Genomic DNA, 26668 nt, shown 5'->3' with positions numbered 1-26668 from the left:
TTTATTTCCACCAATAGTAATAATTGTGATTGCCATCATACTCAAATCCGCAACGTGGATATAGTTGATTTCCGATGTCGTTTGTTTTTTCGGTTTCCAACATCAAACCACAAGCTCCTGTTTCTTCACACCATTGTTTGGCACGGTCTATCAATGCAACAGACAAACCTTTGCCTCTGTAATCGGGATGAACAAATAAATCGCTCAACAACCATTGTTTTTGTAATTTGATGTAGTGATACAATTTGTATAATTGTGTAAATCCAACAGCTTTGTCGTCCACATAGACCATTAAAAAAATGGATTGGTCATTGTCCAATCGTTCTTTGATAAACTGTTTGCATTTTTCGTAATCGTCTGCCTGACGGTAAAAAATGCGATAAAGGTTAAACAGTTCTGCTGCTGTGTCTAAATCTTCAAGACTCGCTTTTTTAATGTTGTAATCCATAGTTTTAAATTATTTTAAATTTAGGTTGCAAATTTAGATTTTAATAGGACTATCTTTGTATTCCAATTTAAAGATAATGAGTAGTCCAATTATTAAAAGTATTTTTGAAAGTTTACGACTTGACCGAACCAATGGTAGAGCCGTTTATTTGCAATTGGCAGATGCTATTTTATCGTTGATAAAAAACGGGTCTATTATTTCAGGGCAAAAACTACCAAGTTCGAGAGAAATAGCAATTTGGCTGGATTTGAACAGGATAACGGTCTCAAAAGCCTACGAAGAACTGCAAACGCAAGGTTGGCTTGAGAGCTCTGTAGGGCGTGGCACTTTTGTTTCTTCGCATATTCCTAAAATAGAACCGATAAAATTGCAAAAGCAACCGACTTCAAATTACTTACAAAAAGCAGGTTTTATAATTCAATCAAAACCTTATTTAGAAAGGCGGTATTCGGCTTCTTCTGCCCAACTTCATTTAGACGATGGTTTGTCCGACCCAAAACTAACGCCTTTAAAAGAGCTGCACCGAGCGTACCGAAACCAATTGACCCGAAGCGGATTTTACAATAAGTTCGGTTTTTACGCCAATCCCGAAGGTTCTGATTCATTTAGAAAAGCGATAGCGACTTATCTAAACGAAACGAGAGGTTTAAATACGGCTTCCCAAAATATTTTCTCGGTAAGAGGCACCTTGATGGGCTTGAATTTAGTCTGCAACGCATTGATAAGTCCGGGCGATGTTGTTGTTTCGGGCGTTCCGGGTTGGAACAAAGCCGAAATGAATTTCGTTCACGCTAAAGCCAAACACATAACTATTCCTGTGGATGAAAACGGCTTGGTAGTAGATGAGTTGAAAAGGATTTGCAAAACGAAAAACGTACGAATGGTGTATGTAACCCCGCACCACCATTATCCCACAACGGTTTCATTGCGAATAGATAGAAGATTGGAATTGTTGCGACTTGCCAATGAATATGGTTTTATCATTTTTGAAGATGATTACGATTACGATTTTCATTACAAGCACCGTCCGTTATTGCCACTCGCAAGTGCTGATGAAAACGGAATGGTCATTTACTGCGGTTCGTTCAGCAAAAGTTTCTCGCCCGCTTTTCGTATGGGCTATTTGGTCGCTTCGGAAAACGTGATTGAACATCTCGCCAATGTCCGTATTTTAATCGACCGACAAGGCGACCATATTATGGATAAGGCTTTGGCGGAATTATTGGATGACGGAACGATACAACGCTACATCAGAAAAGCATTGCCTGTTTACGAAGAAAGGCGAAACCTGTTTTGTGGTTTGTTGGAAAGTGAATTAAAAAATGCCGTAAGTTTTACCGTTCCCGAAGGTGGAATGACCGTTTGGACGAAATTTGATAAATCCATCAATCTTGAAGCATTGGCAAAAAGTGCTTTGCAAAAAGGTCTGTTCATTTCCAATGGGAACTTGCACCGCTATCCAAATTATGATGTAAATGGTGTTCGCTTGGGCTTTGCTTCTTCCTCAAACGAAGCTTTGATTAAATGTGTGGACATTTTGAAAGGGTTGGTTTAGAGCGTGGGGTTTAGCTTGCGTACAACGGTTTTGTGTATGATTAGTGGCGTGTTTAAGCACCTAATTTAGCAAATAAAAACCGAATAGAAAATCCGCGAGGATTTTCGTAAGTAGGCTATAACTAGCCATTAATTATACACGTTGTTGCCACCAGTACTTTTTTCATTTGTTATCTTTTCGGTTTAATATTGAACTGTTTTTTCTTATTAAATATTCTTCTAACTCAAATCTACCAAATGAAATCGGCAATGTTTTAATCGAACATTTTTTTAAAAATTCAGTTATTTTCTTGTCTTCAATATCGGAAAAATATCTTTTTCGACCATTTATAGTTTGTAACTTAAATCCTAAAACCGTTTCTCCTAAATTCCTTCTCAATGCCGAGAAGTATGTTTTTCCTGAATGTGTTTCGTACCTTTTATTTATATCTGAACTTTCTCCAATATAAATCAGTCCTTTGGTTTTATGCTCAACCCAATAAAGACCTGCGTTTGATTTTATTTCGGCAGAAAACCAATTGTAAATTTTCGCTTTTTTTAATTCCTTTTCTCCTTGTTCAATTATTTGGCTCTTGTTTTCTTGAATTTCAAGCCATAATTTTTTGTTTGCTTTTTCTCTATATAAACCTCTTTTTCCAAGTTGGAATTTATTCAGATTTGCGGGAATATTTACAATTCCAAACTCTTCTAATTCTTTTCGACCAATTTCTGTATTGATTGTTCTTATTTCAAAATCCGAAATATTCAATAGTTTTTTTAAATTCCCGTTTTGCTTTGCGAATTTCGAATAGTTTTTAAAGAATGTTGATGTCTTTTCTCTTGAATGTTGTTTTAGTCTTTTAGATAAACTTTTCGCTTCTCCTGTATAATTCCATAGATTCTTTTTGTCTGAAATCAGATAATTTCCATATCCATTTTCAAAGTCAGATTCAAAGTTTTTCCGTTTGCTTTTTTTCAGTTCGGTTAAGCCTGAAATTAAAATCAAATCAGAGTTCTTTTGGCAGTATTTCCAATCGTTTGCGGTCATTTTCGTATTGGTGGCAACGGTCTCGGCTATGATTTCGTTGCGGAAAAATCCGCAGGATTCTTTCCGCCGTAGCCGAAAGATAGTAAATTGCAATGAAATTCCGATAGGAATTTCAGCCGCAATGAATTATAGCCATTGTTGGCTACAGTATTTTTATTTAGTATACTTTTTGTCAATCAGATAATTTTTTAAATCAGACATATAAGATTCAAAGTCAAATTTTTTGAGTTTTGATAATCGAGTTAGGCTATCAGATTCAGTCAGTATTTCATTACACACTTTTTCAATTAGCTCATCCTTTTTTAAATTCGAAACTTGGCTAAACTCAATTTTACAATCAATTTCCACGCAATTATTTGACTTTATTTCAATTCCGTCCACATATGAAGTTCTTTCACCTGGTAGATATCTAGGTCTTTTCTTTTTGAAAAACTGGTCAAATTCAGGTTTCACAGTTATTAGTCCGAAATAGAGTTGGTTTAGGTCTTCACCATAATTCCGATTTTCAAAAAACGTTTTTAACTCAACAGATAAGTCATTAATCCAATTATTTTGTTCTTGAGTTAAGTTAGTATATTGTGCTATTCCGAAAGTCAATTTGCGCTCTGTTTTTATATTGTAGCCAACGGTCTCGGCTATGAGTAGTTGCGTGTTTTAGCAATAAACTTTGCAAGTACACACCAAGTTGGAAATTCCACAGGAATTTCCAAAGTAGGCCAGAACAAGCAATTACTTATAGCCATTGTTGGCAACAGTTTTTATTAATTCAGGTTACAGTCTTTCGTTCAAATCTTGTCTTCCAACAATTGCCATTATTTCTACAATATTCTCATTTACTTTGAAATAAATGCTATCAACTCCACAAACACAGCGTCTGTAGTCTTTTTTTATATAGTCAACCGATTCAAATGAAAAAGGTCTTTGGGCAATTATTTCGAAATATTTAAAAAATGATTCAAAGTATTTATCCGCTTGAGTCATTCCAAATTTTTTCACACCGTAATGATGAATCCGTATCAAGTCATTTTTCGCTTCATTGCTTAATCTATATTTAGTCATTAAGCAAAGACTTTGATTGCGCTAAAATTTCATTTTTACTTTCACTTGTAAATCCGCTATTTTCGGCTTTTTCCAATTTAGCGCGAATCCAGTTAATTTCAACTTGTTGTTTTCGAGCTTGTCTAATTAAGTCGTTTACTAGTTCACTCTTACTTGAATACTCTTTTTTATCCACTTGGGTTTTCAGCCATTCATCGTTTGGCTTTGTAAATGATATACTTTGTCTTGCCATAATTTATTTATTTGATGTAAATATACACCAAATACGAACCATTTCCAAATTGTTGCCAACGGTCTCGTATAACCGTCAGTTACGGGTTAATATGCGTTAATTTTCGGTTTAACACTGACGTTAGCAATTCCGAGTGGATTCGGACGTAGTCGAATCCACTGTAATTGCGGTTATACATTGTTGGCAAAAGTTTTTTTCTTGTCTTTAATTAAATCAATAATTTTTTCAATATCATATTCCCCTTTGGTCAAATAGTAGTTCCCGTTTTCGTCAATCAAAGCAAAACTTCCACAATTATAATGTATTGGAAAGAAGATTTTTTCTATAAGATTTCCAATGTCAGGAATCCATTCTAATTTTCGTCCGTATTTTTTAGTGCCTTCTATTGTTTTATAAACAAAAAACTGACTTACATTTTCATTCTTATTTATTTTTCTTAAATAGCGACTATATTTTTCACGTAAAAAAGAACTTCCAGCTCCTGAATTACATCTGTCTAATCCTGGAAAATAATTAATGACAATAATGTCACTTTCATTTAACTCTTTTCCTGATGATTTTGATAAATTGGTTTTTATAGAGTCAAGTTTTTGTTTTGATATTTTACCTTTTTTAACTCTTAAAACTTTAACATTTACAATTAAAGTATCCAAATCAAATTGAAGATTATATGTGAGTTCTTTGGTGTTTTCATTAAATTCAGATTCAGATATATTCTTTAAATCATCATTAAGATAAATCTCTCTAGTTTGTCCAAAAGAATTATAAATAAAACTTAAAAAGAAAAGTATTAAAATTCGTTTCATTTTTTTCAAAATTTTTGCCAACGGTCTCGGCTATGAGTAGTTGCGTGGGTTAGCGGTTAACTTTGCAAGTACGCACCAAACTGAAAATCCGCGAGGATTTTCAGAAGTAGGCGAGAACAAGCAATTACTTATAGCCATTGTTGTGCATAGTTTTTTATAGGTCAGATAATTTTGTGTTTTTGTCTATCAGTAGCCATTCAGTCCATTGCCAATATGGAAAATGAGGATTTAAATCAAGACCATTTTCCAAAATCATTTTCTTTCTTAATCCGCTGAACGAATAAGTTTCTCCAGTATCATCCAGTTTTAAACATTTACTTCCTTTTCTGTAAATAGTCGCAATTTTTTCAATTCCTTTTTCTTCACTTAAAGGTATGTATTTTACTTTTTGACCAACTTTTATTTTTTCTTCTTGAAATAGTTTTGTTATGTATCTACCTTTTCTTTTTTTGCCTGTGTCTTTTGGCGAGTCCGACTCAGTTACGAGAAAGTTTCTTGCAATAAATTCATTTTCATTATCTTGAAAATAATCAAAAGTCAATACATTAATTTGAAGTCCATTTCCAGCAAGATATTTACATATTCTTTCTGTGATTAAGTCAATTGAAGAGCCAACAATATAAATCTTTTGGTTTTCATTAATTTCAATGTCCTCTTCGTAGTCATCGAACTTTTCAGACATTAATTCAGAAACGCTTTTTTCAATTCCGTTTTTGGTCAGAATGTCATTAATCCCATCTTCATCAAGCGTATTTATCCAAGATGCATAATCTAAAACTTGAGCTGTTACCTCTCTTGTAGTCAAACCTCGTTTAAGCTCCAAAACAATTAAGTCTCCATTTTCGTCAATTGCCAACAAGTCAATTTCTTTTCCGTGGTCGGTTTTAATTTTAGAACCAATAAGAATAGCATCTGGCAGAACAATTGAAATATCTTCTTCTATCCATTTGTGTATTCGGTCTTCGTAATCAAGGTTATTTGAGTTGATTTCAACCAATTTATTATTCTCAACTTTCCAAAGTTTTGTTTTATCCATTCAGTTTTTCAAAATTATGCACAACGGTTTTGGCTATGATTTCGTTACGGAATGGCACGTGAGTGTCATTCCGCCGTTGACCGAAAGATAGCAAAAATGTATGGAATTTCCGCGAGGAAATTCCGCCGTAATGAATTATAGCCGTTGTTAGCTTTTAGTGCTTTTATAATTCATTCCGTTTTTGTTTTTTCGGTCAGCTTTTTATTCCGCAAACTTGCTCAAATTCCGACCATTTTTTAATTCAGTTTTGAGTAAGCAATTCCAGCGTTGTTTACCAGTTCCGATTGCGCAAACAAGCTAAAAAGTCAGCCGTAATTAAATTCAGAGTTTGAGTGAGTAATTCCGCTGTTGTTTTTCATTCCACGTTTGAGTGGTAATTCCAAAAATTTTTTAAATCCGAAACAGTTTTTCGGATTTATCTACTTTAAAATTCTAAAAAAAAATCGAAAAATAAACCAGGCTTTTTTTCAAACCGCAAACTTGCTCCCGCATTAAAGCTAACGTGTTTGTATATGAAAAGTTGCGTGTTTGTGTGCGATGATTTTCCGAAGGAAAATCAGACGTAGCAAACGTGCAACGACTTTTGTTTAAGCCAAAACCAGCAATTTTTTATATACGGTGTTGGCAACAGTATTTTTTATTATTCAATTCGGTTTTAACTTTATTCCATTAGTTTTTTGAAATAATTTGAAATCGTTGAGTCTTTGTTAGGCGACATTATCAAACTCATTGTTTTTTGAGTGATTGTGTCAAAATCTGATTGAGTAAATTGTCCTTTAAAACTCTCCGAATAAAATTCTCCGATAACCTCAAAAATAGCTTTTAATTCCTCTTTTGATAATGGACCTTGGTTATTTTCAAATTTAGTTTTCTTTACACTTTCCATAAACTGTGCGGCAACGAATGCTCCTGCTTCTAATGCCGAATCTTTATCTATTTCATTTTTTTCTGCCAGTTTTGAAATTGTCATATGCAAGTCCAATGATATAGGCATTTTCATTTGTTCTTTGATACTTTCCATAATTTATTGTTCCATTGTAAAAATTGCCATTAATCTTTGAGGTGCTAAACGGTCTAACCATTGATGAGAATTGTTTGTTGGAAAAACTCCAGATGGTTGAGAACGAAGTTTAAACGCAGAAACAGGATTGCCATCCAATTCAGTTTGTTGAAGTCTTGTCAAAGGATTGAAAAAGTCTAAACCTTCTTTTTCTTTTGTAAATGTTTGCATTGTTCCGTCAAATGCTTTTACCATTTCAAAATCAATTCCGTTGGCTTTGTACAAGTCCACGTCTTCATTACCAACTGCTTGTAAAAGGCTATCCATTGAAAAAGCTCCAATCATAATATCAATTTCTCTTTTAAAGTTGAAAGTTTTGAAGTTTCCAAAATCAACTTGAGATTTTAGACTGCTAAATTCGTTAGGAATTATTATTTGGTCATTTTCGACAAGTCCAAGAGTTTTGTACATTAAACCAAAAGGTGATTGAAGCATAATCTCAATATTTCGAGTACCAACATCATTTAGTTTGTTGCGAATAGGCAAGTCGGTTTCAATCGGTAGAATGTCGGTTTTTGATGTTCTATTTTCCCAAATATCATCAATGTTTGTTTTTGAAAATGCTTCTATAAAGCATTCTTTCATAAAATCATCCATAAGCTTTTAAAATGGTAATGTGTCGAGATATATATTTTCTTTCGTTTCTCTGACTTCGATTGATAAACGGGAATATTTATGAATTTTGTCGTAAAAATTTAAGTAATAATTTCTCTGATTATTTATTCTTTTTTCGTGTTCTATTTTGAATGTAAGTTGTCCTTCCGAACATTGTTTTGTACAACTAACCATATGTTTGAAAAAACTATAAAATCTTGTTTTGTTTGGCATTCCAGTCAGAACGTTTTTTGACATTAGAAAAGGAATGAATGATTTTGTATCGTAATTCACACACGAATTAATCAATTCAGTCTTAATTTTTTCTATGCTGTTCGTTTCGTTCATATTGTTGCCAACGGTCTCGTATAACCGTCAGTTACGGGATTAAAGATAATGATTTTCGGTTAAGAACTGGCGTTAGCAATTCCGAGTGGATTCAGACGTAGTCGAATCCGCCGTAATTGCGGTTATACATTGTTACCTGCCGTATTTTTTCCATATTTTCTTAAATCTTTTTTCAGATGTCAATAATAATATAACTCCATTTATCGCTCTCGAACCGTAAATACTCGCAGATTGTTCTTTAGTCAAATATTTTATCGCATAAGTTTCCACGAGCAATAGTTCTTTCAAAAGCTCTCTATCCTGTAATGGTCGTCCATTCACGACAACAAGTGGTTCCGGATTTCCAATTCCGCCGTCTCTTATTTTTATTTTCACATTTGGATTAGAGTCCGAAATTGTTACTCCATAATTATTATCTGTACCATCTGGATTGTAGTTCAGAACTTTGAAAACCAAAGAGTCCACATATTTATATACTTTTTGCTCAGATAGTTTGTCAAAACGTATAAGTTTGAGTTCGGACTTAACATCTTTGCTTAGTTCTATGATTCTGAACTTATCTGATATTTTTTTGTCTTGATAATATTCTATTATTTGTCCAAAATCCGTTTTTCGTAATTTAATTTTTTGCGTTAAAAAACCTTTTGTGGCTTTAGCTCTGGCTTTGCAAATATTTACTTCAGTCAGTTTGAAAGTCCTATTTTCTTTTTCCCATTTTATTTGTTCACAGTCTCTTTTTTCTTGTTTGGGATTTTTAATTCGGCTCGTAAATAGGATTGTGTCATTTTTATAGTATTGTCCAAAATCATTATCAGAATACCATTCTCCATCTAATTCCTTTTTCTTAATTTGAGAGAAACAGAAGTTAGTTAAAAGTAAAAAGCCCAATGTTAAAACAGTAATTTTCATTTGTGGTTTTATGGCAGGTAACGAGTTTGTGTATGGCTCGTTGCGGGAAATTCGCGAGAATTTTCCGCAGTAACACAAAGATAGCAAATAAGCGTTGAATTCCGATTAGGAATTCAGCCGCAATGAGCTATACACGTTGTTGTAACACGTTTTTTTATTCATTTTCTGCAATAAACGATTCATAATAAGTCGAACTTATTTGTTCAATATTTCCATTTTGAATATTTATTTTATAAGTATTCTCAAAATCGTGACAAATAATTTCATTCATTTCCTCATTAACAATAAAGTCAGCAAAATAATCTGAACCAAGAGTTATAGTAGTCCCGATTTCTAAACCGTTATTAATGTCAATCTCAATAATTTTGTCGTAAGCAATATAGGCAAAAAGTCTATTTTCGTTTTTTGAAATTATTAAATTCTCATAGTCTGAATTACTCAATGAAGAAATTAATCCTGTTTCTATATTTGCTTTTTTGGTTTGGTCATTTTGATTGAAAATAATCTCATTGTTTTGTTCTGATAGCACAAAATTATCAGCATAATCCGAACCCAAAGTTGCTATTGTTCCAATTTCAGAGCCATTATTAATGTCGATTTCAATGATTTTGTCGTAAGCAATATAAGCGAATAGTCTGTTTTGGCTATTTGAAATTATTAATCTTTCGTAGTCAGAATTATTTAGTGTGGAAATATTCCCTGTCTGAACGTTTGCTTTAAGTGTTTGGTCATTTTGGTTAAAAATAATTTCATTGTTTTGTTCCGAGAATACAAAATTATTAGCGTATTCAGAACCTAATGTTGCTATTGTTCCGATTTCTGAACCATCATTAGGATTAATCTCTACAATTTTATCATAATTCACGTAGCCAAAAATTCTTGTTGAAATTTGTTGATTAATTTCAATTGTTCCAATTGTTTCAGTTTGGTCGTTAAATGTTAGAGTTATAGAACCTGAAACTGCATTTTCAGGAACTTCAACATTTAGGTAATTGGTGTTGATTTCGATTATTTCGGCAATTTTATTTTCTGCAAATGTTACTGTGTAAGTTTCGTTTGAAAAAAAACTATTTCCGTTGATTGTGATTACTTCTCCAACTTCAGCCGATTGTGTTGTTATTTCGATATTGGTTGGAAATTCATTTTGTTGTTGCTCTGTCGAATCATCTGAAGAGCAAGAAGAAACAATTACAAAGATTGTCAATAAACTTAAAATTTTTCTCATTGTTTGATTTTTGTTTTAAATGTGTTACAACGGTCTTGGCTATGGTTTCGTTACGGAATGGTTCGGCAGAACTATTCCGACGTAAACCAAAGATAGCAAACACACAGGAATTTCCGATAGGAAATTCCGCCGTAATGAACTATAGCCGTTGTTGTGGTGTCGTTTTTTTACTTTTAATAGTCAAATTTATAAGAGTTTGTTGTTTTTTGTTTTATCCAATTTTTAAATTCAACGTTCACAATTACTTCTTGAGTTCCGTGAATTTTTTCTTTAAAATCAAAGTCTCCATTATATGAAATTCCATATTTATTAAGGACTTCATCAATTTTATTTTTTTCAAGTTCGGCTTTTTTCTTTTCTCTTCTATATTTATTCAGTTTTGAGTAAGCAGTTCCCAAAAATGAAAATCCAGCTACGATTATTCCAATTTTCACGTACCATAGGTACAAGCTAAATATATTCCAGTCAGATAAAAAGTATCCAAGAAGTATTAAAAGAAAACCAATAATTATTAAGCCATAGAAGGTCAAATGTGTTGACTTTTGATTTCTGCGGATTATTTCCAATTCGAGATTCGCAATTTCTAACTTTTCTTGAAATTTTTTATCAAGATTGATTTTAGAACAAGTGTTGTTAAAGTCAGGTTTTTTATTAGTCAGCTTGCAAGTAATTCCTTTTTCAAGACTCGTTATTTGGTTTTCGCATAAATTACAATGTCGTGAAAAATTCATTAAAAATTCAATTCGGTTTTAGTCAATTTTTGATTCCAGCGTTAGTTTTGGTAAATGCACCACAACGTTTTTGTGTATGGCTCGTTGCGGGAAATCCGCGAGGATTTTCCGCCGTAACCGAAAGATAGCAAATTGCAATGAATTCCGATTAGGAATTCAGCCGCAATGAGCTATACACGTTGTTGTGTAACGTTTTTTATTTCAGTTTATTAAATATATGAATTCTTAATTCTTCTATAGATATGTTATATTTCTGAAAATTGTTTTCCAAAATATCAATATATCTTTCATCTGTACAGCTCACATATTTCACCGCTTGCTTATAAACCAGAGTGTCTACCATAAGTCTTATGTGTAAAGGGAAATTCTCTCTTCTATTTGTTTTTATAAATAACCTATTACCGGATAATGGAAAAAGATAATCATCTTCATAAACCTTAGGCATTTCACTTTTTTCAAAAATCACAGGATTGTCAGAACACAAATAAGGGAATTTGTCGGTACTTTCAATAATCGTGTATGGTGTTCTACATTTAAATCCTCTCATAGAGTCCATTAAAGAATTATAATATTTATAAGCGGTTAGAAACTGTTCAGTATTTTTAAATTTGTCTTCAATCTCTTTTTTGTTTATTCCATCCTTGCTTTTAATGGCTATTCCTAATGTGTTTAAGTCATTCTGTGATATTAATTTTTTTAATTCTTTTTTTCTGTGAGGTAAACGCCAATACATTAGACTCACAAAATGATTTAGTACTGGCATATCATCTTCGTCAACATTGTATCGATTTTCATTACTCGAAGAATTAATTTTCTCAATCAATTTAGCGACATTATTATCAAAATGACTGTAATGTTCAGTTTCCAAGAAATCGGTTTCAGATTGGTTAAATTTTATGGTGTTTCCGTCTTTTTCAAAGAAGTATGATTCTGGTGAGAATTCCTTACCATTTTTAATGAATCTTTTTTCTTGGACATTATAAATTTTGAATTTATTTGATTCCTTAGTAAATCCTTTTAGATAAAAAACTGGTAAATAATGATGTCTCCAAGATTTGTTTTTCATTCAAATTGCAGTGAGTCAAAATGTTACACAACAACGTTAGCGTATAAATTTCAGTTGCGGAAAATCGGTACGATTTTCCGATTGAGCTGAAAGATAGAAAATTGCAATGAATTTCCGTAGGAAATTCATTGCAATTGAATTTATACATTGTTGTAAGCAGTTTTTATTTTTCAATTTCCTTGAATATTCTTTTTAACGCACCCTTAACTCCATCAGGTACAGTTTTTTCAGCATCAGGATAATCCATGTAAGAATTTCCCATTGCAGTATTGTGCTTTGTATGTAACAATAAGTTTCCGTTAGAATCAAAATATTTCATTTCCACTTCTGTATCTTGACTTTTGCCAATAGGAATGAACATCATACTATAATTGGTGTTAACAAATTTAAGTTGAGTAAAAATTATTCCGTCCAATTCATTGGTATTACATAATTCAGATATTGTTTGTTTTTCAAGTTCAGTCCACTTTTTAAAGTTTGGGTATTCAATACTTTTAGGTTTAATATCCAATTTACTAAGTTCTGAACTCATAACTTTGTCATAAACATCTGAAGTTCCGGTTACGATTTTGTCGATTATCGGCTCGTTTTCCAGCTGACTAAATCCGAGTGTTTTGGGCTTTACAAGACTGTTTTTTTCTTTTTTGTAAAGTGTTTTTGTTCCGAACGCTGCACAATTCGTTAAGAGAATAATTGTGCAAAAAATAGATGTTATTTTTAATAGGATTCTCATTTTTTTCTAATTGCTTACAACGGTCTCGTATAACCGTCAGTTACGGGATTAAAGTTAATGATTTTCGGTTTAGCACAGACCTTAGCAATTCCGAGTGGATTCGGACGTAGTCGAATCCGCCGTAATTGCGGTTATACATTGTTACCACACGTTTTTTATCAAGATACATCTATTCTATTTCTATAAAGTTAACTAAACTTCGAGCAAAGCCTGATAAGAAGAAATTATCACAATTGCTCAGCATCACTAAACCATATCCATTTTTTTTGTAAAACTGACAATAGGATTTAAAATCACCATTATCTCCCGAATGAGAATATTTAGTAATGTTATTTTCATATTTTATAGGAAACCCTATACTCCTGTGTGGTTCACCCTCTTCATTCGGCAAATCATTTTGGGGCTGTAACATTTTTTCAACAAGGTCTTTACGGTTTTTGTTCGGATTCATTAGTTGTATTAAGAATTGAGCATAATCAGATGACGTAGTATATAGGCTATAGCCAGCTCCAAATGTGTCATCTCTATCGCCCAATAGTTGGGCTTTATTGTCTGTTGGCACTCCATTTCTGTGTCCAAATGCCTTTATTGAAGAAAAGCTGTCTTTCCAGGTGAAATGCATAAAATTAATACCCAATGGTCTTACCACTTCTATTTGAAAAATCTCGTTCAAGCCTTTATCATCAACCTCTAATTGATGATTCAATACGTCTTTTAAGTATTGATAGCCTTCACCGGAATAGCCAAAAGCTGTCCCTGGTTCAAATAATATTTTTAATTTACCATTGGTGTACTCTCTCCAATTTGGCAACCCAGAAGTATGGGTCAGCACCATACGGGCGGTTATTGATTTGTGTCGCTCATCGTTTTCAATATCTGAATTAGGTAAATATTTATAAAGAGGTGTATCCAAATCAAGAACTCCTTTTTCGACTTGCAGCATCACCAAATAGGCAAATACAGGTTTTGATAAAGAACAGGCTTCAAACAGTGTGTTGTTTGTTACAGGTTCTTCAGAAGCTAAACTTTTTGAGCCAAATGCACCTTCGTAGACAATTCTGCCATCCTGAATTATCGAAATGGATAACCCTGCGATTTCGAGTGAATCCATCTGATTTTGGATATAACTATTTAAGTCAGCAATGCGTATTTCTTTACCCTGAATAGTTTGTATTGTTCTGTGTCTATTGGTGCAGGAAATAAGCAGCAGGCAAGTGAATAAACAAAAATAAATTAATTTTACCTGCATATTATTCTTGTTTCCAATAATCATTGTTAAAGCTGTCTGAATTTGTTATGCGGACATAGTTGACTTTGTTGTTTTTACCTGTTAAAAATTCGTAGAGATTATTGTTATCCGGTAAAATGAATTTGCTTTCACCAACCGGTATGAGCATAGTATTATTAGTTTCATCATCTGTTAAAATAAGATTCTCATTTTCGATTTTAAATTCCATTAACTCGTTCCCACCTGTATATGTTCCAACAAAGGCATTCAAATTTTCCACAGGTAATTTAAAAGTCTCAAACACGGTGGGTTGCAAAAAATCCCACTTATATTCTTGTGCTATCGCTCTTGCAATATAGCTTAACAGAACTGTTCCATTATCACCATTGTTCATAATTACCACACCTTGCTTTTTATTGAGCGAAGCAACCATATAGCAAGTAAAACCTGAATTACTGCCCCAATGCTCAAATAGCAAATCCTGCTTTTCCTGATTGTATAGCTTTCCAAACCCCAATCGCTCGGGTTTTTTCTGAAATACGCTATCTGCCATTTTTTTAGACAGAATGACGTTTTTACCTGAATGATAATCCTCTAATAATGTGATTAAAAATTTACCCAAATCCGCAGGGGTTGTCCAAATCCCACCTGCAGCTTTCCAAGGAAAAACTTTATAAGGATAAGGTGTTAGATCGTTTGAATACCCGGTAGCGGTGTTTTCTAATAAATTGGCAGGAAGGGGCTGCTCAAATGAACTATGGTTCATTCCACAAGGTTCGAATATCAATTCTTCTGCCACAAATTCAAATTTTTTATCGGACACATCTTCAATCAATTTTTGAATGATAGAATAACCGGGATTTGAATATTTTTCTTTTTCACCCGGAACATAAACCACGGAAGCAGATGGGTCAACGGATGGTTTCGTCCCTGACAGCAACTGGTTGATATTTGGGGCTTCTTCGTTAAGAAAATATGATTTTGGCACATCGTTATCTATCCCTGCCGTGTGGCCTATAAGTCTTTTTAAGGTAACTTTTTCTTGCTCGGTGAATTTGTTGTCGGGAACTTTCCAATCCTTAAGATAGATATTGACCTCATCGTTCAGATTTATATAGCCTTTTTCTACGAGATTTAAAGCAGTCATAGCCGCAACAGGCTTACTCAGGGAAGCTCCGTTGAATAATGTATTCGGATTTACAGGAATTGAATCTTGCAAATTAGCATAGCCATAGGATTTTTGCCAAGCTATTTTATCATTTTCAATAAATGCAATACTAACGCCGGGTACCTTTTCTTCCACCATCATCTGGGTAATGGATTTACTATCGGGATAACCTTTTAAATAATGAATTGGGACTAGATTTTTCTGAATATTTTCTATGTGTATATTATTATGCTGGTCATTTTTGCTGTTTTTAATATTGGATTCGGAAGTTTTGGTGGTACATCCAATAATTGCTATAAAAAAGAGAAGAATAAGTTTATTCATTTTTGATTGTTTTCTATAAAGATTACAGAATTCTGAAAGTGTTACAGTTTTTGGTTGGAATTAATCGAACTTGTCAAAACTATTGTCTCAAAATGTGTGGTAACGGTCTCGTATAACCGTCAGTTACGGGATTAAAGATAATGATTTTCGGTTTAGAACAGACGTTAGCAATTCCGAGTGGATTCGGACGTAGTCGAATCCGCCGTAATTGCGGTTATACATCTTAAGTTTACAATCCATTACATTTAGACTATTAATCAGAAAGCACAAAAGAGAGGATTAAGGTTAAGTTATACAGTGAAGCACAGACTTCGACAACAATGATAATCCCCTCTCTTTTCTACTTAGATATCGTTCAGTTCTGTGAGCCTTTAGAGCTCGTTTTTAAGTTGTTGATGCTAAAGTAGATTGTCCTTTCAAAATCACTTCATATGACTAAAGATAAAGAAATTTATGGTATAGACATCAGTAAAAGCGTCTTCGATGTTTATAGTACAGCGAGTGGTCACAATCAATTAAACAATGATGACAAAGGCTTTAAGTTACTTTTAAAAGCATTACCACAAAATGCACTAGTAATAATGGAAGCCACGGGCTACTACCATTACCGATTAGCGCAGTATTTGCACACGCATGGTGTGACTGTCTCAGTTGTTAATCCCTTATCTGTAAAACGCTTTATCCAGATGCGCTTGTCAAAAGTAAAGACCGATAAGAGCGATGCAAAGGCCATATGCGATTATGGTGAGCACAATGCTGTTCCTTTGTATAGTGCCTTAACAGAGGTTCAGGCAGAATGTTTGCAGCTTTTCAGGTTATTGGATATTTATATAAAACAGCGTACAGCCATCAAAAACAAGATCAAAGGAGAAGAAGCCTTAGGGAAACCATCACGTTTTGTGTATCAATCGCTCAAAAGAAACCAAGGATACCTTACCAAGGAAATAAAAGGCTTAGAAGAGCGGCTTTTAGAACTGGTAAAAAGCGAACAGCAAGACCAACTAACACTATTGAAGAGCATCCCAGGAATAGGAGTAAAAACAGCCTTATTTTTAATAGTACTAACAGATGGCTTTAATAAGTTTGAAAATGCTAAACAATTGTGCAGTTATGTTGGTATTACGCCAACCATAAGAGCATCTGGCAGTAGTGTTAGAGGACGAAGTAGGATCAGTAAGATCGGAAACAGGAAATTAAGAAACCTGCTTTTTTTATGCGCATTTTCAGCATGCAATCATAACAAGGCTTGCAGAGAGTTATACGAGCGTATTATAGCCAAAGGCAAGAGTAAAAAATTAGCCTTAATCGCGGTAGCTAACAAGCTACTGAAACAGGCCTTTGCTATTGCTAAATCAAAATTACCCTTTGATGAAAATTATGTGTCAAATTTAAACTAGAAAAGCTTGGTTTTTAACTCAGTTCTTTGTTGGCGTTAGTTTTTATTCAGTTCAAGTTTTAGTTCAGTCAAATGTTTTGCTTCTATTATTTCGGCTTTCCCTTTCAGACTTCCGATTTGTAATTTGATAGGTTTAAGTTCTTTATTGTGAACGTAAAACCTAAACTCTTTTTGGTATTCAAATTCTTTGGGTTTGTCAAATAAAGTCAGTTTTTTATTGCTGATTTTGTCTTTATCATAGTAATCTACAAATCCGTGTCTATATTCAAATCCACGGTTTTTCAGTTCAGATTGGATTTTGTCAAAGAAATATTGATTGTCTTTTATCATTAAGCAATGAGTTCCGAACCTTAAATTCTTTTCATCCAGTTTAAAGTCTAAAGGATTTGGAAAACCCTTTGATGAAATGCAATAAAGTGAGTAGATGTTTCCGAGAACTTTTTCGAAAGACTTTTTTATATGGATTTTCTCATACTTAAATTCTCGGTCGATTCCTGGGATTTTAAAAGTTCCAGGCAAGGAATTAATTATTTCGGAAGCTCCTTCGTATCCATCTCCACGTAATTCCTCATCTTCGATTTTTCTAAAATATTCAATCGTATTTATGTAAACAGTTCCGTTTTCATAAAGGTCTTTGATATGTTCCTCTTTTCCTATTTTCAGAAACATTTTTATTGTATGTTCCATTTTTTCTCAAATTAACGCCAACGGTCTTGTGTATGAAACGTAGCGTATAAATAGACACTAACTTTTCGGATTTAGCACGAGCCGAATTTTTTATTTTTATGTTTAATTTTCTTTATAAATATAACCAAATAAAAAATTTGGCGTACTTTGTAAATATACAAAAACCTCTCGGAAAGCCTATAATAGCTATGCTTTATACACGTTGTTGGTAGTAGTTTTTACTTCAATAATTTTATTCCTATGTTGAAGAAGAACTTATTATCAGTACTAAAATCTAATTCTGAATTTAAGTCATCATCCTGAAATTCCAATATATTACGCATTGCTATACCAGCACCAACATTCAAATGAAAATCTCCAAATAATTTGGTCTGAAAATCTGGGCCTATTGTAATTCTGGAATAAGAAACACGGTTTAAATCTATATTTGAGGTGGTATTACTAAATACGGCATTATATAAATTACCGTAAACAGCTAATTTCCCACCTAATTTGGTGTTTTTATTAAATAAATAGTTCTGTGAAATATACGCTGGTAATATCACCAAAGTCTCCCAATTATTAACTTTATAAGTTAAGTTTACTAGTGGAATTAAAGTCGCATTACCAAACCTTGTCGTATAGGCGACTCCAAATCCATATTCAAAATTTTGGGATGACCTTTTCATTGCTAAAGCTGCTGCTTGAAAAATGAAGTCGTCCGAATGCAATGATTCTTCAAAATCAGAAGCTAGAGTAGGTGTGAAACTTGCTACTAATTTCCAGCGTTTGGGTAAAATTTTAATTATTCCTATAGAATAGGCGATGGAATGAAAGTCTTTTGAAGCTTTGAAATTGGTTAGCTCAGTTGTTGCCTCAAATGTAAAATAGGTATATTGAACTCTATTAGATAAATACCATTTTTTTTCTTTTATAGGAAAAGCGAATTGAAGCATAGTAGTCCATTCATCCATCTCAATTTTTCCTTTTTGATTATTGATATCAAATTCAGAACTACTATAATTAAAATAGTTTGTTGAAAAAACTGGAAATTTGGTAAGTCTTTTGTATTGTAAAGAATCTGTTTTACTTTGAGCATAAGTTAGATTTATTGCTAAAGTAGCTGTCAATATTATAATTAATCTCTTAGTCATCATTTGGGTTAAATTACTACCAACGTGTTTGGCTATGGTTTCGTTGCGTGAAAATCCGCGAGGATTTTCCGCCGTAAACCGAAGATAGCAAATTTGCGAGGACTTTCCGATAGGAAAGTCAGAAGCAATGAACTATAGCCGGTGTTGTGTGGCGTTTTTTTTACCACAAATATTTTAATTCAATTTTATCAGTTCCGATATTTAGAACTTCGTAAGTTGAAGCACCAATTTCAATTAGAGTACTTCCTTCGTCAATATCTAAATTCTTTTTGAATTCCGATTCTTTTGTTTTGTCAAAAGTCCAGCGATAAATTCCGTCAATTTTTGGTTCGTTTTCTGTTGTTCTCGTAAGTGTTAAATTCCGATTTTTAAGAACTCCATTTTCCCAACCAGAAACATTCCAAACTCCGTTAAAGCTTTTTACTAAAGAGTCAGCAACGATTTCACGTTTTTTCTTTAATTCAACGAATTTATGTTTGAAAATTTTACTTTCTAAACTGTCATAATCAATTCCATTCCATTCGCAGTTTCCGATAATTTTTATTTCTTTTCCGTTGGTTTTGATGTCGTAGTAGTCAATTGAAGAAGAATTGAAAGAACAAGTATCTTTAATCGATTTGGCTTTATTAATAAATTCGTTTATTAATTTCAAGTCCGATTTTCCAATTTCAGTTGTCCAAGTTGAGTCAGTTCCAGAGCCATAATAATAAAACGGACTTTTTTTAATTGCTTTTATTTTTTCTCCATTTTTAAAAATGTCCATTGAGTAAAATTCAATTCTTTCATCTCCAGTTCTAAATCGAATTTCAATGTCCGAAAAGGCATTAAATTCCGCTTTGTCAATTTTGTCAGAATTGCAAGAAGTTAGAATTAGAAGTAAGATTATTAAATGGTTTTTCATTGTTTCTCAAATGACACACAACGGTCTTGTATATGGCTCGTAGCGTGCAAAATAGCGATAACTATTCGGTTAAGCACAAGCCAGATTTTTAAATTTTACTATTTATCTTTTTATTGGAAATCGTCAAATTTAAAAATTTGGCGACTTTCCAAATATGCCTTAACTTCGATTAAGCAACTACCAAGCTATGAGCTATATACGTTGTTGCCCACAGTTATTTTCACAAACTGATTGTCCCAAATATTCCAACCGTTGTCAAATTTTTATGCTTTTGTTTGTTATTTACGATAGTGTTATTCGTTGTTTCAAAACTGTTAAAATCTGATTGTGCGCTTAAATTAAATCCGATAGCAAATCTTTCATCAATTTGATATCCAAGTCCTAAACCTAATTGTGCTCCAAAATTTAATCCTTCATAAATATCATCTCTTGTTGTTAATAAATATCGAAATTCATCTTTAACAATTGTTTGTCCATAAAACCCAAAATTCGCAAAAATTACTAGATTTTCAGAAAAGTTTTTATTTGCTGTTAAAAAGAAGAGGAATTTTAACAACATTTCGTTCGTGATAAAAATTGCCTGTTGAATTATAACCAGCACCGCTTAACTCTGAATACCCAATTCCAGATGCTATACCTATATCATTCCATATTTTGTAATTGATTAGAATTTCAGCCGTATTTACATTTAAATCATAATCAAGTTCCAAATCATTTTGGACTTTCGTGTAACCTATTCCTCCATAAGCGATAATACTAAATTTCGAATTTTGGTTTTCCTCTTGAGATTGAACAAATGAAATTGAAAATAAGAAGACATATGTGAAGATAAAATTGAGTTTTTTCATAAGTTTTGTTTTAATTCTTGATTTTAATTTAGTTCGAGTTTTTTTATAATTGTGGGCAACGGTCTTGTATATGGCTCGTAGCGTGCAAAATAGCGATAACTATTCGGTTAAGCACAAGCCAGATTTTTAAATTTTACTATTTATCTTTTTATTGGAAATCGTCAAATTTAAAAATTTGGCGACTTTCCAAATATGCCTTAACTTCGATTAAGCAACTACCAAGCTATGAGCTATATACGTTGTTGCCCACAGTTATTTTCACAAACTGATTGTCCCAAATATTCCAACCGTTGTCAAATTTTTATGCTTTTGTTTGTTATTTACGATAGTGTTATTCGTTGTTTCAAAACTGTTAAAATCTGATTGTGCGCTTAAATTAAATCCGATAGCAAATCTTTCATCAATTTGATATCCAAGTCCTAAACCTAATTGTGCTCCAAAATTTAATCCTTCATAAATATCATCTCTTGTTGTTAATAAATATCGAAATTCATCTTTAACAATTGTTTGTCCATAAAACCCAAAATTCGCAAAAATTACTAGATTTTCAGAAAAGTTTTTATTTGCTGTTAAAAGAAGAGGAATTTTAACAACATTTCGTTCGTGATAAAAATTGCCTGTTGAATTATAACCAGCACCGCTTAACTCTGAATACCCAATTCCAGATGCTATACCTATATCATTCCATATTTTGTAATTGATTAGAATTTCAGCCGTATTTACATTTAAATCATAATCAAGTTCCAAATCATTTTGGACTTTCGTGTAACCTATTCCTCCATAAGCGATAATACTAAATTTCGAATTTTGGTTTTCCTCTTGAGATTGAACAAATGAAATTGAAAATAAGAAGACATATGTGAAGATAAAATTGAGTTTTTTCATAAGTTTTGTTTTAATTCTTGATTTTAATTTAGTTCGAGTTTTTTTATAATTGTGGGCAACTTGTTTATATGAGTTATTAAAAGTTCCATAATGTTCCATTATGGAGGTATAACGATGATTTTTTGATTTTTTTTCATCGATATACAACTTTTAATATTTTGATTTCTAATATAATCACTTTTTACAAATTGTCGAAAGGGTTTTTAATTTTACTTAAATTAGTCGATGAAACATGAGTATAGATCATAGTAGTTTTTGGACTGTTATGCCCCAATAGTTCTTGGATGTACCTAATATCGGTTCCGCCTTCTAACAAATGAGTAGCAAAACTGTGCCTAAGCGTATGCAAAGTTGCATATTTTTTTATACCTGCAAGCCTTAGAGCCTTTTTCAAAACCTGTCTTGCGCTTACTTGAGTGTAGGTTTCACCATTACGTCCTTCGAAAAGAAAGTGTTTTGGAGTATAATGATTTAAATAAGCTTGAAGTAAGGGAACCAAGCTAGGAGCAAGTAGGGTGTAGCGGTCTTTTCTTCCTTTTGCCGACCTAATATGAATAAGTCCCCTCTCGGTATCTATGTCATCCGGTCTTATGTTAAGGGCTTCACCAATTCTAAGTCCAGCAGAGTAAACTAAGCTCAAAAGCGTTTTGTGCTTTAGGTTTTTGGTAGCATCCAATATAGATTTTACTTCAAGTTTGCTCAAAACAGTTGGTAACTTTTTATCCTTGTTCGGTCTTTTAATATCAATATTTTCAATGGTTAGTTTCTTAAAAGCTATAAACTGCTTTATACCGCTAATACATTGGTTCTGATAGGACACGGATTTTTTTGTGCTGAATATAAAATCATAGTTGAACTGTTCTACACTCCGAGAAGATATTGTGCTGATTTGTTTAAGTTCCATATAACGTATAAAAAGACCAGTAACTTCCACATAGGTATGTACGGTATTCTTGCTAAAACGTTTTTGTAAAAGCCATTTTCCAAAACTTTTGAGCTCCTTGAGGCTTTCATCTTTTAGCGGAGGTAGTTTATAGTTTTCTCTATAGTTTACTTCTCTCTTGGGTTTTGAGTTGTTTTCTTTAAAGGCAGAATAATCTACGAACCATTTCTTAGCTCTAAAATAGTTAAAGAGCTCATTAATTATGTTACTTCGGTAAATTACGTAATGTGTTTTATATATATTACTGTAGCGAACACCTTCCAAAGAATTAATATATTCTTTTACGCTTTCATTATTATGAAAATCAATGGCTACAAGTTTACGGTTATTATACCATAAAGGTTTTAATGTTATTTGGATTCTATCTTTCATATTTACTTTAATCAAAAATAGGGCTAGTAAAAATAAAAGCTGTATATTATACGAATAGCTTACGTATAATATACATTTAAGTTTAGATAATGAGCGGATTTCAGAGTAATTGCCTAAACTGTGGTAGGAAACTTAAAGGAAGGGTTGATAAAAAATACTGCGACCCTCAATGTAAGAGTGCATATCAGTATAAGATGAAAAGGGAAAATCCACAAGGTTTTTACCACAAAGTAGATAATCAATTACGGTTAAACAGAAAAATACTAAAAGAATATAATAAAGCAGGTAAGGCAATTGTAAGGCAATCAGTTTTGAAAACAGAGGGATTTAATCCCAAATTTTTTACTCATTACTGGAAGAATGCAAAAGGCGATGTCTATCTGTTTGTTTATGAGTATGGTTTTTTGAGTAAGAAAGAAAAAGATAGCAATAAGTATTTACTTATTAAATGGCAAAATTATATGAGGTAAGAATATGAATCTATATTTATAGATATATAACATTTCCTGTTTCAATATCGTAAAATGGTTTCCTTCTAAATTGATCAATTGGTAAGTTATTTACAAGAAAATAACGTTGCCCTTTTATAAGTGACGATAACTTTTGAATATCTTCTTTCGTTGCGTTCTTTTGATGTTTTGGGGTGAATAAATGTTGGGTTAAAGTTGCAGCTCCAAATCCAAGTGCAGCATTTGCTATTCCCGCAGTTGTAATTTTATTGTTTTCAGACGGTTTAACTATTTCAGGTATAACACTATTCTCTTTAGTGGTAGTCAATTTATTTCTCTTTTGTTTGACTTGCCAATTCCTGCTTCTACAGGAGTTACTGCAAAACTGTTGTACACCACGTCGCTTAGGAATATATTCTTTACCGCAGTAGTTGCAAAAGTTTGTAAATTTCATAAATAAGCGTAAATTAAACGTTTAATTTACGCTTAAATTAGTCTTTAATATTTATTCCAAAAAACTTTTTTAATAAAATTTTCTTAGCTTCTTGTTCGCTTATCAAAGGTTTTTTCTTTGGATTCTCGAATTCATACTTTACAACATCTTGCTGGTTTTTGTTGAATCCAGATGTTTTTTCATTTGCTTTATTCTCAATTTTATGATGCTTCTCCAATAAAGAAGACTTTGATTTAGGAATAAAAATTTCCCATATCCTACTTGTGTTGTAATTAGCCTTTGGAATAGTTTTGTTTATGTAGAAAGTTTGGACTAATGCGTTAAAATGCTTTTCAAATCGCCTAAATTGAATGAAGAAGATATTTTTTAATTTTACATCACATGAAATAAAATTATTTAGATTTTTATACATCCATTCGGCACAATAAAGCATGCTGTCTACATATTCAAAGTATTTATCTAGAATATATTTAAACTGGTCTTCAGAAATTTCACTTTTCTTTTCTAGCAATTGAAAAATGTTCTTTTCAATTCTTCCTTCTACCAATACAATTTCTTTAAGACTTCTGTCTTTATTATAGTAGATAGGCCCCTTATGATAATCTAATACTAAAACTTTATTATAAACGCTTGAATCTTTTAAAAGATCTATTTTTTCTACTATGTTTTGATTTATTCTATCTTTAGGTAAATAGAAGTATAGTTCAGTTACCAAATTAGGAATTAACCCTAAGTGAAAATCATATAAAGATTCTTCTTTCATTTGCTTTGTTTTAGCATTTCAGAATAATCCTTTGGTAATTCAGCGTCAATATCACGAAGATATTTTTCTACTGCTGCCATTGTAGTATGACCGGTAATCTGCATTAATCTACTTTTTGCCTCATTTGGAGATGATTCTTTAATAAGTTCTCTATAAAGTTTGGTAACAAAAGTGTGTCTAAAACTGTAAAGTCCGTAGTCCGTTCCAAGTTTAAAATGGTCTTTCACAACTTTCTTAAACCTTTTTGTAAAATGATCCCTTCTACTGTTTTCATTAGCGTCCCATTGCGCACCTATCTTATTGGGACTGAAAAGTAAAGAATTTGATTCTAAACTAGATAGGTCAGGTAGATCATCCAAAAGTATTTGTGGAAGTATTTTGGTCTTTAGCGTACTGTTTTTTGCCCTGAATACTATGGTCTTGTCCTTAATGTTTATATCCATTACCCTTATTCTACAGACTTCAATAGGTCTCATAAAAGCATAAGCGTAAAACTTAATAAATAATAACAAAATAGGATCATTTTCCTCTAGATAATTAAAAATCTCATTTTCTATCTCGCTCGAATAGGTTTTATGTCTTTGAGGTTTGGCATTCAATTTTTTGATTTTCTTGAGATAATTGTCCTTTAATATTTCATTATCGACCAATACTTGTACAACGCTACTTAAATCTGTTCTGTAATTATTCCTGTTACGAGGTGATGACTTTGCTAAGACGTAATTCAAATAGTTTTGAAAGACGGCTTTATTCAATTGGTCAACCGTTTTAATTTCAGCATGATTAATTTTTGACCAATTTAAAAACAAATATACCTTATTCTCATAATCCTTTAGTGTTCGGTCACTTACCGTATTTTCTTTGAGTTTTAAGCCTAGTTGAAAAGCCTCCTCAATCATCATTTTATTCTCAAGACTTTCCTGTTCAGAGAGCTTTTTCTTTTCTTGTTCTATTTCACTATTAGTGTTATTCTTTTTTTCAGATCGTTTACTTTTATTGTTTAGCTTGTTAAAAAGTTCTGTATTATCCTCAAAAGGATTGTAACCTAGTTTAAGTAACTTCAGTAATGTTTTTCTGTATACTGTAAGAACCTCTAGACGTTCCTCTTTGGTTTTGTATTTATTTGCCTCACCATAAAAAGGGGTAAGTCGCTTAAGTTTACCAGTATTAGGGTTTCTAAAGGAAAAATAGACATACCAACGTTTGTTCAGGTCTCCCTTAGCAGTGTAGATTTTAGGTGTTGTAAAAAGTTGTTTTTCAGACAAATCGTATGCACTATCGTATGCAAAAGTAATGATTTCTTTAATTGAAAGCATAAAAAAACGGTTTAGAGAAAACCTAAACCGTTTAAATTCTGACTTTTATGTTTCGTAGCGAGATCGAGATTTGAACTCGAGACCTCCGGGTTATGAATTGACAAAATCAATTTTTAAAATACTGATTTTCAATTATTTATAAATTTACAAAATGTTAAATCGTGTTCAAATCGTGTTCGGTTTGTGTTCACTGATTAATGCTTCAAATATATTAAAATAAGTTGATATTTTTTATTTGATTTTGGTTAGTTCAGAATAATTGATTTCATGGATTATTGATTCAACATTACTATCCACTTTGGGACTAAACAAATCTTTGCTTACGGAGTAAGCATCCAATTTATCTTCTGGATAACTAAAATGAAGGATATCTTCAATATCTGATTCCTTTAAATCAACGGACAACCAATTATGTGTTAAGTTCTCATTCAATATTAGAGGTTGCCTATTTTTTTTGTTATGGATTTTAGCAAATAATGGAGACGCTTCTTTCGTCAGGATGGTAAAAGTTATGTAGGTGTCAATTACAGTATAAAGTCCTGCTAATGCTAGAGGTTTATCAGCTTTGTCTTTAAAATAAAAAGGATATTTTTTTCCTTTATGGTCATGTGGTTCAAAGAAACCAGAAACAGGTATTATGCAACGGTTTTCCATAATTGCCTCCTTATAAATAAAGTGATCAAATGCTTTTTCTGATCTAGCATTTAAACCACCTCCATAGCTTACAGATTCCTTATAGTATTCTTTTATTTCGACCTTAGTTTTATAGTTTGGTACTATACCCCAAATTCCTGGTGCTAAAACGTCTGAACGTTCTTGAGGTATAACAAGCATATTTGGGTGAGAAAAACCGTTATGATGATAAGTAGGTTTATCAAAATAGGATTCCATAGAAGAATCAACTATGTTAACGTTGAAATGCTTCTCTAATTTTTTGACCTTATCAGTAGTGCTGGTGTGAAAACACATATTC

30 protein-coding genes are annotated in these 26668 nt (G+C 32.4%); 3 read left to right on the top strand and 27 right to left on the bottom strand.

What is annotated here, in order from left to right; genetic code table 11:
- Position 1: 1 nt before the first annotated feature.
- Positions 2 to 448, bottom strand: coding sequence for a GNAT family N-acetyltransferase (locus AC2H4K_RS01145; RefSeq protein ID WP_493742728.1), 447 nt, complete (start codon positions 446 to 448; stop codon positions 2 to 4).
- A 76-nt stretch (positions 449 to 524) separates the two neighbouring features.
- Here AC2H4K_RS01145 and AC2H4K_RS01140 point away from each other — a divergent pair, with 76 nt between their 5' ends.
- Positions 525 to 2003 (top strand): aminotransferase-like domain-containing protein, encoded by a 1479-nt coding sequence (locus AC2H4K_RS01140; protein ID WP_493742727.1) that lies wholly within the window; start codon positions 525 to 527, stop codon positions 2001 to 2003.
- 162 nt (positions 2004 to 2165) lie between these two features.
- Here the strand turns inward: AC2H4K_RS01140 and AC2H4K_RS01135 are convergent, their stop codons facing one another.
- The 15 genes from AC2H4K_RS01135 to AC2H4K_RS01065 all read right to left on the bottom strand — a co-directional run bounded on the left by AC2H4K_RS01135 (position 2166) and on the right by AC2H4K_RS01065 (position 15548).
- Positions 2166 to 3029: a GIY-YIG nuclease family protein gene (locus AC2H4K_RS01135; protein WP_493742726.1), complete on the bottom strand. Its 864-nt coding sequence runs from the start codon at positions 3027 to 3029 to the stop codon at positions 2166 to 2168.
- Positions 3030 to 3182: 153 nt separating this feature from the next.
- A complete protein-coding gene (locus AC2H4K_RS01130) occupies positions 3183 to 3626 on the bottom strand; it encodes an Imm44 family immunity protein (protein WP_281141643.1) in 444 nt (147 codons plus the stop codon).
- A gap of 174 nt (positions 3627 to 3800) precedes the next feature.
- On the bottom strand, positions 3801 to 4088 hold the full coding sequence (locus AC2H4K_RS01125) for a type II toxin-antitoxin system RelE/ParE family toxin (RefSeq protein WP_281141627.1): 288 nt from the start codon (positions 4086 to 4088) through the stop codon (positions 3801 to 3803).
- A complete protein-coding gene (locus AC2H4K_RS01120; RefSeq protein WP_121062756.1) occupies positions 4081 to 4320 on the bottom strand; it encodes a ribbon-helix-helix domain-containing protein in 240 nt (79 codons plus the stop codon). Before AC2H4K_RS01120 ends, AC2H4K_RS01125 begins: the two co-directional genes overlap by 8 nt.
- Positions 4321 to 4490: 170 nt before the next feature.
- Entirely contained in the window at positions 4491 to 5126 is a 636-nt protein-coding gene (locus tag AC2H4K_RS01115) for a hypothetical protein (RefSeq protein WP_336071035.1), read from the bottom strand.
- A gap of 154 nt (positions 5127 to 5280) precedes the next feature.
- Positions 5281 to 6162 carry a hypothetical protein gene (locus AC2H4K_RS01110; protein WP_493742725.1) on the bottom strand — a complete coding sequence of 294 codons (882 nt, stop codon included), beginning with the start codon at positions 6160 to 6162 and terminating at the stop codon, positions 5281 to 5283.
- A 661-nt stretch (positions 6163 to 6823) separates the two neighbouring features.
- Positions 6824 to 7183: a hypothetical protein gene (locus tag AC2H4K_RS01105; protein WP_493742724.1), complete on the bottom strand. Its 360-nt coding sequence runs from the start codon at positions 7181 to 7183 to the stop codon at positions 6824 to 6826.
- A 3-nt stretch (positions 7184 to 7186) separates the two neighbouring features.
- Positions 7187 to 7807, bottom strand: coding sequence for a hypothetical protein (locus AC2H4K_RS01100; protein WP_493742723.1), 621 nt, complete (start codon positions 7805 to 7807; stop codon positions 7187 to 7189).
- A gap of 489 nt (positions 7808 to 8296) precedes the next feature.
- Positions 8297 to 9073 (bottom strand): hypothetical protein, encoded by a 777-nt coding sequence (locus AC2H4K_RS01095; protein WP_493742722.1) that lies wholly within the window; start codon positions 9071 to 9073, stop codon positions 8297 to 8299.
- Positions 9074 to 9227: 154 nt separating this feature from the next.
- Positions 9228 to 10298 carry an IPT/TIG domain-containing protein gene (locus AC2H4K_RS01090; RefSeq protein WP_493742721.1) on the bottom strand — a complete coding sequence of 357 codons (1071 nt, stop codon included), beginning with the start codon at positions 10296 to 10298 and terminating at the stop codon, positions 9228 to 9230.
- Between the two features lie 173 nt (positions 10299 to 10471).
- Positions 10472 to 11029: a hypothetical protein gene (locus tag AC2H4K_RS01085; protein ID WP_493742720.1), complete on the bottom strand. Its 558-nt coding sequence runs from the start codon at positions 11027 to 11029 to the stop codon at positions 10472 to 10474.
- Positions 11030 to 11225: 196 nt separating this feature from the next.
- Positions 11226 to 12095 carry a DUF4238 domain-containing protein gene (locus tag AC2H4K_RS01080; RefSeq protein ID WP_493742719.1) on the bottom strand — a complete coding sequence of 290 codons (870 nt, stop codon included), beginning with the start codon at positions 12093 to 12095 and terminating at the stop codon, positions 11226 to 11228.
- 163 nt (positions 12096 to 12258) lie between these two features.
- On the bottom strand, positions 12259 to 12828 hold the full coding sequence (locus tag AC2H4K_RS01075; RefSeq protein WP_493742718.1) for a hypothetical protein: 570 nt from the start codon (positions 12826 to 12828) through the stop codon (positions 12259 to 12261).
- A 169-nt stretch (positions 12829 to 12997) separates the two neighbouring features.
- Positions 12998 to 14077 carry a serine hydrolase domain-containing protein gene (locus AC2H4K_RS01070; RefSeq protein WP_493743058.1) on the bottom strand — a complete coding sequence of 360 codons (1080 nt, stop codon included), beginning with the start codon at positions 14075 to 14077 and terminating at the stop codon, positions 12998 to 13000.
- A gap of 1 nt (position 14078) precedes the next feature.
- On the bottom strand, positions 14079 to 15548 hold the full coding sequence (locus AC2H4K_RS01065) for a serine hydrolase domain-containing protein (protein ID WP_493742717.1): 1470 nt from the start codon (positions 15546 to 15548) through the stop codon (positions 14079 to 14081).
- Between the two features lie 431 nt (positions 15549 to 15979).
- On the opposite strand from AC2H4K_RS01065, the gene AC2H4K_RS01060 reads away from it, so the two are divergent.
- Entirely contained in the window at positions 15980 to 16945 is a 966-nt protein-coding gene (locus tag AC2H4K_RS01060; RefSeq protein ID WP_281141647.1) for an IS110 family RNA-guided transposase, read from the top strand.
- Between the two features lie 35 nt (positions 16946 to 16980).
- Here AC2H4K_RS01060 and AC2H4K_RS01055 read toward each other — a convergent pair whose 3' ends face one another.
- From AC2H4K_RS01055 to AC2H4K_RS01025, 7 genes are all read right to left on the bottom strand, one after another.
- Positions 16981 to 17631 (bottom strand): hypothetical protein, encoded by a 651-nt coding sequence (locus AC2H4K_RS01055; RefSeq protein WP_493742716.1) that lies wholly within the window; start codon positions 17629 to 17631, stop codon positions 16981 to 16983.
- A 218-nt stretch (positions 17632 to 17849) separates the two neighbouring features.
- Complete coding sequence (locus AC2H4K_RS01050) at positions 17850 to 18767, bottom strand: DUF6268 family outer membrane beta-barrel protein (protein ID WP_336127871.1); 918 nt, start codon at positions 18765 to 18767, stop codon at positions 17850 to 17852.
- A 157-nt stretch (positions 18768 to 18924) separates the two neighbouring features.
- Positions 18925 to 19665, bottom strand: a complete 741-nt coding sequence (locus AC2H4K_RS01045; RefSeq protein WP_493742715.1) for a hypothetical protein — start codon at positions 19663 to 19665, stop codon at positions 18925 to 18927.
- A gap of 220 nt (positions 19666 to 19885) precedes the next feature.
- Entirely contained in the window at positions 19886 to 20224 is a 339-nt protein-coding gene (locus AC2H4K_RS01040) for a hypothetical protein (RefSeq protein WP_493742714.1), read from the bottom strand.
- The gene (locus AC2H4K_RS01035) at positions 20187 to 20513 is read right to left on the bottom strand and encodes a hypothetical protein (RefSeq protein ID WP_493742713.1); all 327 of its coding nucleotides are present in this window, start codon (positions 20511 to 20513) and stop codon (positions 20187 to 20189) included. The genes AC2H4K_RS01040 and AC2H4K_RS01035 overlap by 38 nt, the downstream gene beginning before the upstream one ends.
- A gap of 258 nt (positions 20514 to 20771) precedes the next feature.
- Positions 20772 to 21398: a porin family protein gene (locus tag AC2H4K_RS01030; protein ID WP_493742712.1), complete on the bottom strand. Its 627-nt coding sequence runs from the start codon at positions 21396 to 21398 to the stop codon at positions 20772 to 20774.
- A 181-nt stretch (positions 21399 to 21579) separates the two neighbouring features.
- Entirely contained in the window at positions 21580 to 22713 is a 1134-nt protein-coding gene (locus AC2H4K_RS01025) for a tyrosine-type recombinase/integrase (RefSeq protein ID WP_281141266.1), read from the bottom strand.
- Positions 22714 to 22907: 194 nt separating this feature from the next.
- Here AC2H4K_RS01025 and AC2H4K_RS01020 point away from each other — a divergent pair, with 194 nt between their 5' ends.
- Positions 22908 to 23183 carry a hypothetical protein gene (locus AC2H4K_RS01020; protein ID WP_348634912.1) on the top strand — a complete coding sequence of 92 codons (276 nt, stop codon included), beginning with the start codon at positions 22908 to 22910 and terminating at the stop codon, positions 23181 to 23183.
- Between the two features lie 16 nt (positions 23184 to 23199).
- Here AC2H4K_RS01020 and AC2H4K_RS01015 read toward each other — a convergent pair whose 3' ends face one another.
- The 4 genes from AC2H4K_RS01015 to AC2H4K_RS01000 all read right to left on the bottom strand — a co-directional run bounded on the left by AC2H4K_RS01015 (position 23200) and on the right by AC2H4K_RS01000 (position 26664).
- Positions 23200 to 23616: an FCS-Like zinc finger protein gene (locus AC2H4K_RS01015; RefSeq protein ID WP_281141268.1), complete on the bottom strand. Its 417-nt coding sequence runs from the start codon at positions 23614 to 23616 to the stop codon at positions 23200 to 23202.
- 37 nt (positions 23617 to 23653) lie between these two features.
- Positions 23654 to 24379: a hypothetical protein gene (locus tag AC2H4K_RS01010; RefSeq protein ID WP_281141269.1), complete on the bottom strand. Its 726-nt coding sequence runs from the start codon at positions 24377 to 24379 to the stop codon at positions 23654 to 23656.
- Positions 24376 to 25695, bottom strand: coding sequence for a tyrosine-type recombinase/integrase (locus AC2H4K_RS01005; RefSeq protein ID WP_281141270.1), 1320 nt, complete (start codon positions 25693 to 25695; stop codon positions 24376 to 24378). Before AC2H4K_RS01005 ends, AC2H4K_RS01010 begins: the two co-directional genes overlap by 4 nt.
- A 231-nt stretch (positions 25696 to 25926) precedes the next feature.
- Positions 25927 to 26664: an SOS response-associated peptidase gene (locus tag AC2H4K_RS01000; RefSeq protein WP_493742711.1), complete on the bottom strand. Its 738-nt coding sequence runs from the start codon at positions 26662 to 26664 to the stop codon at positions 25927 to 25929.
- Positions 26665 to 26668 lie beyond the last annotated feature (4 nt).

This window comes from Winogradskyella sp. 266wxhm, assembly GCF_058964685.1.
Note: the sequence above shows the minus strand (reverse complement) of the source record. Positions and strands in the feature narration are given on the sequence as shown.